This is a genomic window from Streptomyces sp. CNB091 (genome assembly GCF_000377965.1).
Window position 1 is genome coordinate 38,913 of the sequence record NZ_KB899015.1, and the last position, 15,588, is coordinate 54,500.

The 15,588-nt window shown below is 70.5% G+C and carries 13 protein-coding genes; 5 read left to right on the forward strand and 8 right to left on the reverse strand.

What is annotated here, in order from left to right; genetic code table 11:
- Positions 1 to 168: 168 nt before the first annotated feature.
- Complete coding sequence (locus tag D581_RS0133640; protein WP_018961515.1) at positions 169 to 2,640, reverse strand: serine hydrolase; 2,472 nt, start codon at positions 2,638 to 2,640, stop codon at positions 169 to 171.
- A gap of 192 nt (positions 2,641 to 2,832) precedes the next feature.
- Between D581_RS0133640 and D581_RS0133645 the strand changes: the two genes are divergently transcribed.
- From D581_RS0133645 to D581_RS0133655, 3 genes are all read left to right on the forward strand, one after another.
- Complete coding sequence (locus D581_RS0133645; protein ID WP_018961516.1) at positions 2,833 to 3,552, forward strand: GOLPH3/VPS74 family protein; 720 nt, start codon at positions 2,833 to 2,835, stop codon at positions 3,550 to 3,552.
- A 255-nt stretch (positions 3,553 to 3,807) separates the two neighbouring features.
- Complete coding sequence (locus D581_RS0133650) at positions 3,808 to 4,665, forward strand: helix-turn-helix domain-containing protein (RefSeq protein WP_026291139.1); 858 nt, start codon at positions 3,808 to 3,810, stop codon at positions 4,663 to 4,665.
- Between the two features lie 216 nt (positions 4,666 to 4,881).
- Positions 4,882 to 5,088 (forward strand): DUF397 domain-containing protein, encoded by a 207-nt coding sequence (locus D581_RS0133655; protein WP_018961518.1) that lies wholly within the window; start codon positions 4,882 to 4,884, stop codon positions 5,086 to 5,088.
- Positions 5,089 to 5,265: 177 nt separating this feature from the next.
- On the opposite strand, the gene D581_RS0133660 is transcribed toward D581_RS0133655, so the two are convergent.
- Positions 5,266 to 6,144 carry a hypothetical protein gene (locus D581_RS0133660; RefSeq protein ID WP_018961519.1) on the reverse strand — a complete coding sequence of 293 codons (879 nt, stop codon included), beginning with the start codon at positions 6,142 to 6,144 and terminating at the stop codon, positions 5,266 to 5,268.
- Between the two features lie 108 nt (positions 6,145 to 6,252).
- Between D581_RS0133660 and D581_RS0133665 the strand changes: the two genes are divergently transcribed.
- The gene (locus tag D581_RS0133665) at positions 6,253 to 7,035 is read left to right on the forward strand and encodes an SDR family oxidoreductase (protein ID WP_026291140.1); all 783 of its coding nucleotides are present in this window, start codon (positions 6,253 to 6,255) and stop codon (positions 7,033 to 7,035) included.
- Between the two features lie 449 nt (positions 7,036 to 7,484).
- Complete coding sequence (locus D581_RS0133670; protein WP_018961521.1) at positions 7,485 to 9,053, forward strand: sodium:solute symporter family protein; 1,569 nt, start codon at positions 7,485 to 7,487, stop codon at positions 9,051 to 9,053.
- Positions 9,054 to 9,168: 115 nt separating this feature from the next.
- Here the strand turns inward: D581_RS0133670 and D581_RS0133675 are convergent, their stop codons facing one another.
- The 6 genes from D581_RS0133675 to D581_RS0133700 all read right to left on the reverse strand — a co-directional run bounded on the left by D581_RS0133675 (position 9,169) and on the right by D581_RS0133700 (position 15,350).
- A complete protein-coding gene (locus D581_RS0133675; RefSeq protein ID WP_018961522.1) occupies positions 9,169 to 10,284 on the reverse strand; it encodes an ADP-ribosylglycohydrolase family protein in 1,116 nt (371 codons plus the stop codon).
- 200 nt (positions 10,285 to 10,484) lie between these two features.
- The gene (locus D581_RS0133680) at positions 10,485 to 11,273 is read right to left on the reverse strand and encodes an inositol monophosphatase family protein (RefSeq protein ID WP_018961523.1); all 789 of its coding nucleotides are present in this window, start codon (positions 11,271 to 11,273) and stop codon (positions 10,485 to 10,487) included.
- A complete protein-coding gene (locus tag D581_RS0133685) occupies positions 11,270 to 11,896 on the reverse strand; it encodes a 2'-5' RNA ligase family protein (protein WP_018961524.1) in 627 nt (208 codons plus the stop codon). Before D581_RS0133685 ends, D581_RS0133680 begins: the two co-directional genes overlap by 4 nt.
- On the reverse strand, positions 11,893 to 12,756 hold the full coding sequence (locus D581_RS0133690; protein WP_018961525.1) for a carbohydrate kinase family protein: 864 nt from the start codon (positions 12,754 to 12,756) through the stop codon (positions 11,893 to 11,895). The genes D581_RS0133685 and D581_RS0133690 overlap by 4 nt, the downstream gene beginning before the upstream one ends.
- Positions 12,753 to 14,018 (reverse strand): DUF4145 domain-containing protein, encoded by a 1,266-nt coding sequence (locus tag D581_RS0133695; protein ID WP_018961526.1) that lies wholly within the window; start codon positions 14,016 to 14,018, stop codon positions 12,753 to 12,755. The genes D581_RS0133690 and D581_RS0133695 overlap by 4 nt, the downstream gene beginning before the upstream one ends.
- Positions 14,019 to 14,087: 69 nt before the next feature.
- Positions 14,088 to 15,350: a hypothetical protein gene (locus D581_RS0133700; RefSeq protein ID WP_018961527.1), complete on the reverse strand. Its 1,263-nt coding sequence runs from the start codon at positions 15,348 to 15,350 to the stop codon at positions 14,088 to 14,090.
- Between the last annotated feature and the right edge of the window lie 238 nt (positions 15,351 to 15,588).

Genomic DNA, 15,588 nt, shown 5'->3' on the forward strand with positions numbered 1-15,588 from the left:
GGCTCTCCCCGTCCTCCGCCGGCCCCGTACCTTTCAAGGACGCGTCCCAGCGTCCCTGAGTTGTCCGGGGACGCTAACACGTACCCCCTGCACGTATCTCTGTCATATCTGTCATACACGGGGAGGGGCGGCCCACAGCGTCGCCCGCCCCTCCCCCGCTCCGGTGTCTCAGCCGATCCTGGCCAGCTTGTCGCCGAAGGCCGGCTCGGTCAGATCGCTCTGCAGCACCACCGGGGCCGTGACCTTTCCGGTGCCGGTGCCCACGGTCACCATGCCGACCTCGCTCCCGGCCTTCGCGGCGTGGTCGATGCCCTTGCCGTTGTCCGTGACCTTCAGCTCGACCTCCAGACCCGCCCAGCCGACCGCCTTGAGGTTCTTGGTAGCGATCACCGGGGTCTGTCCGCCGAATCCGTTGTCCACGTACCCGACGACATCGCCCTTCTTCACCACCGTCGCCGAGGTCGCGGCCTCCTGTGCGTCCTTGATCAGCTTCAGGCTGTTCTGGAGGGACAGCTCCAGACTGTCGTAGACCCGGCCGGTGCCGGCCTGCTGGCCCATGACCGCTCCGTAGATCCACAGCAGCTTGCCGTCGACCTTGGTGTTCGCGGACCAGAGCAGGTTGCCGCCCGCCGGGGTGGAGGACCCGGTCTTGATGCCGCTCACGCCCGGCTGCAACAGGAGGTTGTTGTTGTTGTAGATCTTGCCGTCTATGCCCTCGATCTCGATCTCGGGCATGTCCACGATCTTCCTGAAGACCTCGTTGCGCATGACCGCCTGCGCCAGCTTCAGCTGGTCGGTGGCGGTGGAGACCGTGGTCTTCTCCAGCCCGCTCGGGTCCGTGTACGTCGACCCGGTCATGCCGAGCTCCTTGGCCGCGTCGTTCATCTTGTCGATGAACGCGTCCTCGGAACCCGCGTCCCAGCGGGCGAGCAGCCGCGCCGCGTTGTTCCCCGAGGGGATCATCAGCAGCTGGAGCATCTGCCGCTGGCTGAGCTTCTGCCCCTTGGTCAGCGGGGCCGTCGACTCGTCGGGCCGCTTGGACTCGTCCTCGGCCTTCTGGTCGACGGTGATCGTCTCGCCCTCCTCGTCACCCTTGAGGGGGTGTTCCTGGAGGATCACGTGGGCGGTCATGACCTTCGCGACGCTGGCGATCGGGGCCGGCTTCTGCGCGCCCTCGGAACCGAGCGATCCGACGCCGTCGATCATCACGGCCGACTGCCCCTGGCCCGGCCAGGACAGCTTCGTCTCACCGCCCTCGAAGGTGTACGTCGGCTTCGCCGTGAGCTCCAGCGAGGGCTCCGGCAGCGGGCGCATCACCTGCACGATCGCAAAGACGATCAGCAGGAGGAGCACCAGCGGGGTCCAGATCTTGACCCGCCGGACGGCGGTCCGGACCGGGGTCTCCGGGGGCGGCGGGGTGTTCGTCAGCTCGGCGAGCAGGTCGAGCGGCGGTCTCGGCGGCAGCGGCTGCTGCCGGGTCCGCTCGGCCGCCGCCCAGGACGGCGCGGCGGGCGCCCCGGGCCCTGCCTCGGGGCCGGCCCCGGGCTCGGGGGTGCGGGGGGCGGGGGCGGACCGTACGTCGTCGGAGCGCAGCGGCACGAACGTGCTCGTGCGCTCCACGTCGCTCTCGGGCTTGTGGCCGGGCTTGCTCTCGGGCTTGTTCCCGGGCGCGCTCTCGGGCTTGCTCTCGCTCTTTCCGCCGGGGCGGGCCTCGCTCGGCGGGAGCTTCAGCGCGGTCGTCGCCTGGTCGACCCGGTCGGCCGCGCCGACCGGCTTGACCGCCTTGAAGATGGCGGTGGGCTGATCGATTCCTCGCAGGTCGGAGGCGTCGGACGCGCTGTCCGGCTCGGCGTCGGCCTTCGGTTCGGTCGCGGATTCGGTCGCGGCGGTGGGCGTGGATCCGGGCGTGGGGCCGGCCTTCGGCTTGTCGTCGGGCTCGCCCTTCGGCTCCGGCTCCGCGTCCGCCGCGCCCCCGTCCGCCTCGGGCTCCGCCTTCGGCTCCGCGTCCGGCTCGTCTTTCGCGGAGGGTGTGTCCTCGGGGTCCGCCGCCGGCTTGCCCTCGGCATCGGCATCGACCCACGCGGCCACCGCGGCACGCAGCCGGCCGTCCCCGGCATCGGCCTCGGAATCGGCCACCGCCTCCGTGCCGGACGCCTCCGCGCCCGTGTCCGGGCTCGTGCCGCCCTCGGCGGCTCCCGTGCCCTCCGAAGGCGCGTCGGCCTCCCCAGAGGCCGTGGAGGCCGCCACAGGCGCGCTCTCCGGCTCGGCGGCGGCCTCCGCGTCGGAGTCGGCCCCGGAACCGGCCTCGGAATCGACGTCCGGCTCGACGACCGGCTCGGCCGCGGTCTCCGGCTCGGCCGCCGGCTCACGCACCGCTGAAGGGGATTCCTCCCCGGGCTCGCGCCGGGCGGCGTCCTCCGGAAGCCGGGGACGGAAGACAGCGGTCGCCGTGTCGGACGTGGTGCCCGCATCCGCGCTCCCGCCCGCATCCGCATCCGCATCCGCGTTCCCGCCCGCATCCGCGTCCGCGTCCGGGTCCGCGCCGGGGTCACGGAACACGGCGAAGCGCGGGTCGCGTTCCTCCGCAGCCGTCCCCGACGACTTCTGCTGCTCCGTTTTGTCGGGGAACTCGCCCGCCACCGATGCCTCCTCGTGCGCTGCGGGGTCGCCCCGCGCTGTCCGAACCATCTACCAGTGTCCTGTGTGAACCCCTGGCCGAGCTGCTAGACGAGAACGACATACCTACTGGTTCCCTTACAAAGCAGGCAGGCGCTCTCGACAGACCAATGTGAGAGGGGTCACCCTGTCAGACATCCACGCGGGGAGGCATGGATGGGCAGGAGCCGCAGAACAATCCCGGAGGAGCTTTTGCTGCTCGCTCTGGACCCGACCACGGGTACCACAGCGCAGCCGCAGTCGCTCGACCTCGGCCTGGCCGGGGCACAGCTAGTGGAGCTGGCTCTGGCAGGACGGATAGCCCCTGACGGGGATCGTATCGCCGTGGTGATGCCACGGCCGACAGGAGATCCGACTCTGGACTCCGCACTGGAGCTGCTGCGCCGTCGTGGCAGCCCGGTCCGGGCGGTCCACTGGATCGGCGGGCCCCGCCTGGGGCTGCGCCAGATCTATCTCGCTCATCTGGAGCGGTGCGGCATGGTTCATGCCGTGGCGGGCCAGATGTGCGGAGTGCTGCCGACGACTCGCTACCAAGCGACGGAGACGGCGATCAGCCGGGACATCAGGAACCGGCTGGACAGCGCGATCCGTACCGGCGTACCGCCGGACCCGCGGACCGCGGCACTCGCCGCACTGGCCCACGCGGTCGGACTCGGCAAGCATCTGTACCCCGGGAACGAGGGGCGCTCTTCGCGCTCCCGGCTCCGGGACCTGATCAGGCACGACCCGATGGGCGGACTCGTGGCGCACGCCGTGATGGACGTCCAGAACGGCGTGGCCGTCCAGCCGCGCCGTACGCAGCAGGCAGCGGGCCTCCCGTTGCAGCAGCAAGCACAGGCCCGTCGTGGCAGCATGGCGCACACCGCCGCCGGCTGACCGCACGGACCTGAGAACAGCACAACGCCGTACCGCCGTCCGTCGTCACAGGACCCGGTCCGGGAGCCGCACCACGCACGGGGCAGCCGGTAGTCACCACCACCGGCTGCCCCGTGCGCTTGCGCGCCCTCCCGCACACCGGTGCGTGCGCCCCCGCGCCCCGCGTGTGGCCGTTTCCCAGCGCGGCCGGGGCAAGGGGTGGCAATCTGCTGAGCAGTAGATACGCACAGCTACATAGCCGGAGGTGCCGTTTCCGTGCCGTCCAACGTCAATCCCACTGTCAGGCGACGCAGGCTGGGCCAGGAATTGCGCCGCCTGCGCGAACTCAAAGGCATGACGGCCGAAGAGGTGGCGGAGCGACTGCTGGTCTCGCAGTCGAAGATCAGCCGCCTGGAGAACGGCCGCCGGTCCATCAGCCAGCGCGATGTACGCGACCTCTGCGGGGTGTACGAGGTCGAGGACCACCGCATCGTCGACTCGCTGATGCAGATGGCGAAGGACTCCCGCCAGCAGGGCTGGTGGCACGCCTTCGGCGACATCCCGTACAGCGTCTACATCGGTCTGGAGACCGACGCGGAGTCGCTGCGGGTCTACGAGCCCCAGATGGTCCCGGGCCTGCTCCAGACCCGGGCGTACGCCGAGGCGTTGATCAGCGGCGCGCTCCCCGAGGCCCCTCCGTCGGACATCGAGAAGCGGGTCAACGTACGGTCGCGTCGGCAGGACCGGGTCAACGCGCCGGAGAACCCGCTGCGGCTGTGGGCCGTGATCGACGAGTCGGCCCTGCGCCGGGTGGTCGGCGACAAGCAGGTGATGATCGAGCAGCTGGAGCACCTCGTCGAGCAGTCCCACCTGCCGCACGTCACCGTGCAGGTCCTGCCGTTCGACATGGGCGCGCACCCGGGCATCAACGGCCAGTACGCGATCCTGGAGTTCCCGGACGCCGCGGACTCCAGCGTCGTCTACATCGAGGGCGTCACGAGCGATCTCTACCTGGAGAAGGCGAACGACGTGCAGCGCTACAGCGTGATGTACGAACACCTGCGGGCACAGGCGCTGAACGTGGAGCAGACCCGGGAGTTCATCAGCAAGATCGCGAAGTCGTACACGAGTTGACGCGTCGGAGCCGACGCGTCGGGTACGAACCCTTCCGGGAGTGAGTGGGCGGCGGGATGATACACCGCCGCCCACTCTTCGCAGAAGGCCTACCGGGGAAAGACCATCCGGTCGAGTGAACCGCCATCTCATGGACGGGGCTTGGCGAGTAGCGTCGATCACGCCAATCGGAATCAGGTTGGTGCGACCCACCCAACTCTCTGAACCGGAGTGAACATGGCAATTCTTCAGGGTGCTACGGACCAGTGGACGAAGTCGTCGTACTCCGGGGGCAACGGCGCGTGCGTCGAGGTCAAGTCCCCGGTCGCGCTGTCCATCGCCGTACGTGACTCGAAGGCCCCCGAGGGCCCCTCGCTCGCCTTCGTCCCCGGTGCGTGGAACGCGTTCGTGCGCGACGTCGCCACGGGCACGGCCAACGCCTGACCTCGCACCACCGCACCACCACGCACCACCACGTACCACCGCACCACCGCACCACCGCACCACCGCACCACCGCACCACCGCACCACCGCACCACCGCACCACCTGATGGAGCCCTCTCGACCGGTTCGCCGTCCTGGCCGAGGGGGCTCGGCACGATCCGGGGCCGTTCGGCGGCGTCACCGCAGCCGGTCGACGTAACGGTCCGTCCCCGGCACGGTCGGCACGAACGGCGCGACCAGCTCGACCCGCCCGAGGCCCGTCTCCGCGACCGCCGCGTCCAGGCCGGTGAAGCGCTCCTCCCAGCAGCTCCGCGGATCCTCCTGGAGGAACCACAGCAGCGTCAGCCGGATGTCGACCCCCTCGACCTGCTTCACGTACGTCATCCGGTCGCCGGGCAGGGGCGTCGGCCGGAAGACCGTGACCATGGCCGCGGGCGACCCCTTCAGCCGCTTCGGGAGATGGCGCGAGCGCAGCCATTCCAGCAGCTCCGCCCGCTGTTCGGGCCCCTCCGCGTCGACGACCTGGAGGACGAGGCCCGCGTACGGGTGGTCGAGCGCGTGGAAGTCCCGGGGGCCGGCGGCCCCGTCGCGGTAGACGGTGGCCTCGTGGTCCTGGAAGGCCGTGAACACGTGGGTGCGGTCCTGGTAGACCCGGCCGTCCCGGTTCAGCCGCTTGTTGATGGCGACGGTCCACTTCATGTGGTCGTCGTAGCGCCCCTCGGTCACCCAGTACGTCGACAGGTAGCACCCCGCGCCGACCGGCCGGGCCACTGCCGACTCCTTCGGATACCGCAGTTCCTGGAGGTCCTTGGTGGCCACCCAGCGCCGCCCGGCGAACATCCACGGCATCGCCGTCGCGCCCGCGTAGTAGTGGTCGTCCTCGTACCAGCGGTTGTACGCGTACTCATGGCCCGGATGCGGTTCGACCATGGTGATCAGGGCGTGCCCCGGGCGGACCCCGTACGGCCCCGCCCCCGCCAGCTCCGCGTACCGCTCGCTCCCCGTACCGCCTCTGCTGTCCGTGCCACTGCTCCCCGTGCCGGCGCCATCGGCCATCACCCTGCCCGCCTTCCTCTTCCGCCTTCTTCCGTCCTCTTCCATCGGCTCCCGCATCCCCCTACCCTGACGGTCCGTCAGATGAACTTCCAGGGCCGGGAGGCGCCGATGTTGCTCGCGGGAAAGACCGTCATCGTGTCGGGCGTCGGGCCGGGACTCGGGCACCAGGTCGCTGCGAACGTCGTCCGGGACGGCGGGCGCGCGGTGCTCGGGGCGCGTACGGTGGCGAACCTGGCCAGGTCGGCGGCGGAGATCGACCCGGAGGGCCGGCACACGGCGCACCTGCCGACCGACATCACGGACGAGACGCAGTGCGAGGCGCTGGCGGCCCTGGCGGTGGAGCGGTTCGGGGGGATCGACGCGGTGGTTCACGTCGCCGCCCGGGACGGCTACTTCGGCGGGCTCCAGGACGCGGACTTCGCCACCTGGCAGTCGGTCATCGACGTGAACCTCCTGGGCACGCTGCGGATGACCCGGGCCTGCCTGCCCGCCCTCAAGGAGCGGGGCGGCTCGGTGGTGGTGATCGGCACGCAGTCGGCGGTGGCCGCGCCCTCCCAGGTATGGCAGGCGGCGTACGCGGCGTCCAAGGGCGCGCTCACCTCGGCGATGTACTCGCTCGCCCGGGAGCTGGGCCCGGACCGGATCCGGGTCAACGCGGTGCTGCCGGGCTGGATGTGGGGGCCGCCGGTGCAGGCGTACGCCCGGTTCACCGCGGGCTCCGAGGGTATACCCGAGTCCGAGGCGCTGGCCCGGCTCACCGAGCGGATGGCGCTGCCGGAGTTGGCCACGGACGGGGACGTGGCGGAGGCGGTCGCCTTCCTGGTCTCCGACCGGGCCAGGGCCATCACCGGCCAGTCACTCCTGGTCAACGCGGGCGAGCTGATGCGCTGACGCACGCGCCGCCCAGCTCGCGCGGGCACCCCGGCCGCCCGCCCCTCGCCCCCTCGCCCCCTCGCCCCTCGCCCCCTCGCGCCGCTCCCGCCACTCGCACCCGAGGCGCCCGCCCTCCCTCTCGACTTCTCGGCCGCACGGGACCCGCATCCCGTGCGGCCTTCGCGCGTTGCCGCGCACTCCCTGATCTTCTCTGCACAGCCTGACGAAGTGCCCGCCCATCGTGTGGTCGCGGTCATGTTCGCGACAACGCCCCGCAAGGTCAAGAAAAAGTAAAATCGTTCGCCTAACTGACTTATGTTCACATCTATGACCGACCGTCAGCCTTGACCGAGTGCCCTCACAGGGGGTTCAATCCCCGAAGTCCCCGCTCCCGCAAGGGGACGCCGCTGAACGGCCGTACCGACGAAGTGCGTTCCCGTTCACAAGGCGGACCCCTGGAGGGGGACATGAACAGTCTCGACTGGGCTGTACTCATCGGCTACTTCGGCGTGATGGTCGCGATCGGACTCTGGTCGCACAAGCGCGTGGACAACGTCAGCGACTTCTTCACGGCAGGCGGCAAGATGCCGTGGTGGCTGTCGGGCATCTCGCACCACATGTCCGGCTACAGCGCGGTGATGTTCACCGGCTACGCCGGCATCGCGTACCAGTACGGGATCACGTCCTTCGTGACCTGGTCACTGCCCATCGCCATCGGCATCTTCATCGGCGCGAAGCTCTTCGCGCCCCGGCTGAACCGGCTGCGCTCGCGGCTCCACGTCGCCTCGCCGCTGGAGTACCTCAAGAACCGCTACAACATCCAGACCCAGCAGGCGCTCGCCTGGTCGGGGCTGCTGCTGAAGATCGTGGACGTCGGCGCCAAGTGGGCCGCCATCGCCACCCTGTTGTCCGTCTTCACCGGGCTCTCCATCACCCAGGGCATCCTGATCACCGGGGTCGTCACCGGGATCTACTGCACCGTCGGCGGGTTGTGGGCGGACGCCCTCACCGAACTGGGCCAGTTCATCATCCAGTTGTTCGCCGGGCTGGCGATGCTGTTCGCCGTGATGAGCGAGCTCGACGGCTTCGCCACCCTGTGGACGGTCTGGGACGATCTCCCGGAAGGGCACGCGGACCCGACCGCCGGCCCGTACACGGTGACGTTCCTGATGGCGTTCCTGTTCATCAAGACGTTCGAGTACAACGGCGGCATGTGGAACCAGGCCCAGCGGTACATGGCGACCGACTCGGCCGCCTCCGCCACCCGGTCCGCCCGGCTGTCGGCGATCCTGTGGTTCGTCTGGCCGCTGGTGCTGTTCTTCCCGATGTGGGTCGCCCCACTGCTGGTCGACGCGCAGAAGCCGGACGCTTCCGACAGCTACGCCCTGATGACCGAACAGCTCCTGCCCCACGGCCTGTTGGGCCTGGTCATCGTCGGATTCTTCTCCCACACCATGGCCATGTGCTCCTCCGACGCCAACGCCATCGCGGCCGTCTTCACCCGGGACATCGCCCCGACGCTCTCGAAGGCGGCACGCGGCTGGAACGAGCGCGCCGGGCTGATCGCGGCCCGCTGGACCACCGTGGCCTTCCTCGCCCTGTCGATGGCCATCGCGACGCAGATCAACTCCCCCGCGTTCAAGGACATCATCACCGTCGTGATCAAGTGGGTCGCCGGGCTGATGGGCCCGATCGCGATCCCGTTCATGCTGGGTCTGCTGCGCCCGTTCCGGAAGTCCGGGCCGACCGCGGCGCTGGTCAGCTGGGCCTCGGGCCTGTTCGCCTTCTGGCTGGTCAACTACCCGGTCCACTGGGCCGTCGAGGGCGGGGTGCCGCTCCAGTACCAGGTGTCCGTGCCGCTCGCCGTCTCGCTCGTGCTCTACATCCTGATCGGCTACCTGAAGCCGGAGGACACCCCGGAGCGCGACGCGCTGCTGACCCGGATCAACGAGGGGGACGGGGACGGTACGGCGACGGCCGCCGTGATCCCCGCCCAGGACGGAGGCCCGGCCCCCGCCCCTCAGCCGCACGGGTAGCGATTCGGCCGTCCTCGTCCGCACGGTGGTCGGCCCGCCCCGCCCCTCAGCCACGCGCCGTACTCGGGCTGCCCCGCCCCTCAGCCGCGCGCCGTACTCGGGCTGCCCCGCCTCCTCAGCCGCGCGGGTAGCGGGCCAGCCAGCCCGGGGCGACGGCGGCCGGGCTGTGCAGGGCGGGGCCCTGGGTCATCTCCATCGCGAAGTCGTCGGCCAGTTCGAGGAGCGTGGCCCGCCCCTCCAGCTCCGCGAGCCAGGCCGGCGGCAGCGCGGTCTCGCCGTGCAACACCCCGAGCAGCGCCCCGCAGACCGACCCGGTGGCACGGGAGGGGCCACTGTGGTTCACCGCGAGCCGCAGACCGTGCCGGACGTCCTCGCTGACCAGCGCGCAGTACACGGCGACGGCGAGGACCTCCTCGGCGGCGTCGCTCGCGCCCAGCGCCTCGATCAGGGCCGGGCCCGGGATGCCCTGCCGCACGGAGCCGAGGGCCTGCCGCAGGGCCTCGGTCACCGGCTCGTGGCCGGGGCGCTCGGCGAGCAGGGCCAGTACGTTCTGCACGGCCCCGTCGAGGCTCTCGCCGCGCGCGAGACCGTGCACCAGCAGAGCGAAGGCGCCGGCGGCCAGCTGGGCAGCGGGGTGCCCGTGGGACTGGGCCGCGCACTCGACGGCCAGCTGGAGCACGAGCCCCGGCTCCCAGCCCACGAGGAGCCCGAACGGCGCGGACCGGGTGAGGGCGCCCGCGTCCCGGGCGGTGGGGTTCTTCGGCCGGTCGAGGGTGCCCATGACGGGGTCGCCGAAACCGCCCAGGCATTCCCGGGCCGGCTCGCGGCGGACGTAGAGCCACTCCTCGGCGGCCAGCCAGCCGTTGTCCTCGCGCCGCTCGTCGGGCCCCCAGTCGTGCTGGGTGGCGGCCCAGCGCAGATGGGCCCGGTGCACATCGGTGGGCGGGTGCCAGGCCCCGGTGTCGCGGCGGACCTGGGCGCGGATCAGCCCGTCGACGGTGAACAGGGTGAGCTGGGTGAGGGCGGTGACGGCGCCCCGTCTGCCGTGCGCGGGGACGTAGTCGACGACCCCCTCGACGCCGTGGGCGGCGCGGATCTCCTCCAGCACCAGCCCGCTGACCCCGGCCCCGAGCGCGTCCCCGACGGCCCCGCCGAGCAGCGCCCCGCGGACCCGGCTGCGGAAGTCCTGCTGCTCGGCCCGGCCCCAGACCGCCGTGGTCCCTGTGCTCACCCCGCACCCTCCCCGTCACCACGTACCCGCCCGCGCGGGCCTCTGCGGGCGACCGCGCAAGCACTGTAATCGAACGGGAACGGGCGGTAGAGGGGGGCGACCCGGGTACGTACGGGTATGACGACGGACGTCCCGCAGGTCGTTTTTGACCCGGTCGGGTACGCCGCGCCTCACCTCTTCCCCTGCCCGCGGAGGGGCCGTCAGCTGTCGAGCGACTCCCAGAGCGCGATGAGCTCACGGGCGACCGGATCGGCGCCCGCAGCCAGGATCGGGGAGTGCGACGTGTAGGCGCCCCCGCCCGCTCCCAGCACCGCCCCGCCGCTCTCCCGCACCAGGGCGACGCCCGCGGCCACGTCCCAGGGGCCAGGGCCGAGGCAGACGCAGGCGTCCAGCCAGCCCTCCGCCACCCCCACCAGATCCAGACTCATCGCACCTTGCAGTCTGATCCGGTGGGCCACGTCGTACAGCCGGCCGATGAGCCGCGCCGAGCGTGGACGGCCGGAGCCCGTTCCCGTCAGCCCGACCACCGCCCCGGAGAGACTGCGGCTGCCCTGCACGCCCGCAGCCTTCGCTCCCCCGGCTCCCGTAGTCCAGCGCCGGCCGAGAGCGGGTGCGTGCACCACACCGAGCACCGGCGCCCCGTCCACCACGCAGGCGAGCGAAACAGCGTACCCGGGGGCTCCACGGGTGAAGTTCATCGTGCCGTCGATGGGGTCCAGCAGCCAACACGTATCGGGAACCGGACCCGGGCCTGCCGATTCCTCCCCGACGACGGGGATCTCCGGAGTGCGATCCACGAGGACGCGGGTCATCCGCCGCTCCATTTCGACGTCGGCATCGGTGACCTCCTCCCCCGAAGGCTTGAACCGCCTGTGCGTCCAGAGCGGGCCCGACCCCTCCCCGGCCAGCCACTCCACCCCGGCGTCCACGGCATCCCGGGCGAAGCGGTGCAGGGCGGCCGCCTCGTACAGCGTGTGCCGGGGACTCATACGGCGGCGACCGGTCGCTCCGCCAACTTCTCCGCGTGGGCGCCGTGCTCTCCCATCGCGTAGAAGCTGAGCCGGTCGAAGGTCCACTTCTCGGGTACGCGGGTGCGCTCGGGTGCGGTCCGTACGAGTTCGAGTGCGGTGGCCTCGTCGGTGCGCCCGAGTGTGATGTGGGGCGCGTAGGCGTCGCCGGTATAGCGGTAGCCGTACCGGGCGAAGCTGGCACGTTCGGACTCCGTGAACCTGGAGGTGTCCTTCGAGGTGTCGAATGCCTGCCGGTCGAGGCGGGGGGCAAGGCCGTCGAGGACGACTTCCTGGACCTTCTCCAGCAGCGCGGGCCGTTCGACGGACATGAAGAGCCAGCCGGTCGGCTGGTACACGATGCCGACGGACGCGAGCGACAGCTGCCCAGGCAGGCTCACGGACGCTCCGATCCTCGCCAGTTCCCGCTCGGGGTCCAGATCGTCCTCGAAAGGCCCCTGAAAAACGGTCAGATGGGGTAGGTTGCCGTCCTCGCTCAGTGGCGGTTGCAGCGGGCGGTCACCGCCCAGGCTCTCCTGCAGCTGGATGGCGGCGCGTGTGTGGTCCGCGCGGGGAAGCAGGGCGACGCCGAGCCACCTGGTCATGGATGAGCTCCTATCTTCGTGATCACGTGCAACGCGGCATCAAGCCCTCTGCGCATGCATCCGGACGGCGGCTCGCCGAACAGCCAGCCGGCGATGACCCCGGCGTTGAAGGCGTCACCGCCCCCGGTACGGTCCACGGGCTCTACGGCTGTCGTCGGTTCGCGCACCAGCGCACCGGACGGTGCGGCCCAGAGGGCGCCCTCGGCACCCTGCGTCAGAATCACCTCTCCCGACAGCCGCTCCGCGTAGCGCAGGGCGGTACCGGCGGCGTTCCCCGGCAGGGCGTGGGGGAGCCGGCCCGCCTCGTCGGCGTTCATCAGGTTCAGCCCCGGCCCCTCCGCCAGTTCGCTCATGTCCCTGCCGTTCCATTCGACCGAGACGGTACGGCCGAACCGGCGTGCGAGACCCACGACACGGCCGAGCTCGGGCGTGGGCACTCCGACGACGTGGACATGGTCCACGGCTACCACGTCCGACTCCGTCACTGCCCGGAACGCCTGATCGCGGTCGGCACCGGCAAACGTCATCATCCGTTTGCCGGTCCCGGACGAGATCACGATGGCCATGCTTGTCCGCAAGGAGGCGTCCACGCGCATCAGCGCCGTGTCCACTCCTCCGTCCCGCAGATCGTCCAGGCACAGGCGGCCCAGCGCATCGTCCCCCACCGCTGACACGAGCCTGACCGTGCAGCCCTGACGGGCCAGCCCCAGGGCCGTGTTCGCCGCCGACCCACCGGGACGCGCCGCACAGGCCTCGCCCCGGACCTTCTCGTGCTCCTGAGGGAAGTCCTCCGCCTGCACGATGATGTCGAAATTGGTCCCGCCCAGCACCAGTACGCGCTTCTCGCCGGTCACGGTCACGGGTCCCCCAGACGGTAGCTCTCGAACAGAACGTGGCGCACCAGCCGCTCCCGGCTGTCCCGGGTGCTCTGGAGAGGGAACGAGGCGTGTGCGATCAGCTCATCGACGGTGGCCTCCAAGCGGTCCGCGTCGGCGCCCATGTCGTGGAAACGGCGCATCAGTTCACGGAAGAGGTCGTTCGGCCGGAAACCGATCGACGACAGCCAGGTGCGGTTCGCGATGAGAACGTTGGCAGCCGCCGACCGTAATCGTGCCTGGGCCGGGGCCGGAAGCAGGTCGGAGTTCAACAACTCGAAGTAGGCGTCCTCGTCCCGGGCGTGCATCCGAAGGTTCTGTCCGCCGACGGCCAGGACGTCCCGGTTCAGATGGAAGAGTTCGAGACCGAGGTGATGCGGCACGTCGAGAATCCGTACTCCCCTCTCCCGTAGCCCGGCCTCATCCGTGGCGAAGGCGGTGAGGACGTTGGCGAACATGTCGCTGTACCTGGGTACGGCGATTTCCGCGCCTGCCGGGTCGGCAAGGAATTCCTCGGCCGTCGCGCCGCCCCAGCGTCCACCTCGCGCAGCGAGGAGATAGAAGTTCCGGCCCCCCATCGAGTGGCCGAGACGGCCCACGGAGGCCACCTGGTGCGCCAGCTCCCCGTCCTCCTCGATCATGCTCCGGAGCCGTTGCTCGTTGTAGATCGCCAGGTCCAGTCGCCCCTCCGCGACCTCCCTGACCAACTGGTCCGACCACGGAAGCTGTACACACACCAGGCGGTGGTTGCGTCGGGCCAGCACCTCGTCGAAGCCACAGCCCAGAATCAGCGCCTTCACCACGATCAGCGTGGAGTCGGCCAGGCGGCTCGTGCCGGGCGTGTTCTGCACGGCGGCCAGCGCCTCATGCCCCTCTCTCTCGGCGAACGACGAACTGGTCCGTCCGTACCAGGCCGCCAGCTGTGTCAGGGCGTTGAGACAGGGCCGCACGTCCTCGGCGGAGATCTCGTCGCCCGAGTCGTCGAGGGCGTGGCTGCCGAAGTTGCCGTAGTTCTGGATCGTACGGATGGCGAGCACCATCTTGGCCGGTACGACCCCTTTGGCCGTGAGGACCGTGAGCAGGGATTCGAGCGTCGGCTTGGATCCGATGGCTTCCCTCATGGCAAGGTCCAGGAGGATCGCCTCCGCCGCACGCCGTGCCGTACTGAGGAACACCTCTGGATCCGATTCGGCATAGCGCAGGGCCTTCTTGTAGAGCCGGAGAGACTCGCCCTCGTTGACCGTCACGTCGACCGTGTCCTGTTCGGCAATTTGTACCTGATGCTAACAACTGAGCCCTTGGGCACATCGGTTGGCTCAATCATCGGAAGTGCGGCTCCCGCGCAGCGAGGCGAGGACCAGGCGTCCGTACCGAGTGGTGAAGGCGGCTGCCGTGGCGACGAACGCGATGGCCAGGGCAAGCAGGAGGTGGCGGGGGTCCTCGTCGCCGAGCACCTGCAGGATGCTCAGTGCGGTGCCGAGCGGCAGGCCGAGAATCGTCAGCACACCGAGAGCGCCGGCGATCTGTTGCCCGTCCTGCGTCTGGACGAGCCGGGAGTAGTCGGCGGCCTCCGCGAGGATCTCCTCGAACCGGGCGGGCAGCCGGTACTGCTCGTGGTAGGCGAGCAACAGTTCGTTGGCCGGGCCGTGGGCGGTCAGGTGTTGACGCCAGTAGGTACTCCGGAACCCTGCGATGTCCCGTTCGAGTTCGGTGACGCGCCGGGCGAGCCCGGGGCCGTCGAAGACCCCGGAGAGCCCGTCCGTCAACTCGTCGATGTGGTCGCGCTGCGCGATACCGAGAAGGAGGGCGTCCAGGTAGACGGAACGGACGTGCAGGGCGGCGAAATCGTAGAAGTCTCCGTCGCCCTCGTCGGGCCGGTGGCCGAGGAACGCGGCACCGTGGCGCAGCACGAGAGCACTCCAGTCGGCCGAGATCCGCACGGCACGCTCGGTCTGGCCGCGCAACTGCTCCGGGGCGGTCGGGAAGTCCGCCTCGTTGGAGCGGGAGGCCAGCGCCCAGAGCCAGCGGTCGGCCGTCTCCGGAAGCACACCGCCGGAGCGCAGAGCAGCGGTCTCGGCGGGGCCCGGGGTCAGGAAGGCAACGGTGTACGGGTGCGTGGCGGCACCCAGGGCCGTCGGCGAGGCGACGCCTGCGAGAAGGACGTCGGGAGCGAGCGGGCCATCCATCGGATCGGGCCCGGCGCCCGCCCGGCCTCCCAGCGCCCGGAGCACTTCCAGCAACCCCGCCGAGGGGACGCTGAGGTGCAGGACAGCCTGTGCGTGGTGCGGATGCAGCTCCGTCGGGGTGCGCAGGATCTCCAGGCCGTGCAGATGGAGTGGGCCGTGGACGATGTCGACGAACAGGTGCCAGCGGCGCGGCCGTTGCGTCGACCCGTACAGCGCGCGCCCCGCAGCCGGGGTGAAGTACGTCTGGCGCGAGGCCACATCCGTGCGGTGGCCGCCGGCCTCGAAGGGAAGGGGCCCCTCGGCCCACACGTCGGGGTCGGCGTGGAGCCGGACCGGAATGATGAGGCTGACCGACTGCCGTAAGCCGACGCCGGAACCCATGTCGGCGGTCATCCGTGCCCTGCCCGGTACGTGCGATCTCCGTGCCTACGGTGTTCGCGCACCGACGCCCCCGCCTTCAGTGTTCGCTGTACGAAGCAGGGAAAGGTTACCGGGTTCCCCTCCACCCGTGCCAAGGATTCTGGTGCCGCTTGGACATCGTCATGTCCCCTCGCCGCGGTAGCTACGGGCGCCCGGACCGGGCGCGGGCAGGAAGACGGACGTCCCGCAGGTCGTTTTTGACCCGGTGCGG

Excerpts from the sequence above, each read along its gene's own strand:
- D581_RS0133645 (WP_018961516.1), top strand. The coding sequence starts at position 2,833 with ATGGGCAGGAGCCGCAGAACAATCCCGGAGGAGCTTTTGCTGCTCGCT.
- D581_RS0133655 (WP_018961518.1), top strand. The coding sequence starts at position 4,882 with ATGGCAATTCTTCAGGGTGCTACGGACCAGTGGACGAAGTCGTCGTAC.
- D581_RS0133660 (WP_018961519.1), bottom strand. The coding sequence starts at position 6,144 with ATGGCCGATGGCGCCGGCACGGGGAGCAGTGGCACGGACAGCAGAGGC.
- D581_RS0133665 (WP_026291140.1), top strand. The coding sequence starts at position 6,253 with ATGTTGCTCGCGGGAAAGACCGTCATCGTGTCGGGCGTCGGGCCGGGA.
- D581_RS0133670 (WP_018961521.1), top strand. The coding sequence starts at position 7,485 with ATGAACAGTCTCGACTGGGCTGTACTCATCGGCTACTTCGGCGTGATG.
- D581_RS0133680 (WP_018961523.1), bottom strand. The coding sequence starts at position 11,273 with ATGAGTCCCCGGCACACGCTGTACGAGGCGGCCGCCCTGCACCGCTTC.
- D581_RS0133685 (WP_018961524.1), bottom strand. The coding sequence starts at position 11,896 with ATGACCAGGTGGCTCGGCGTCGCCCTGCTTCCCCGCGCGGACCACACA.
- D581_RS0133700 (WP_018961527.1), bottom strand. The coding sequence starts at position 15,350 with ATGACCGCCGACATGGGTTCCGGCGTCGGCTTACGGCAGTCGGTCAGC.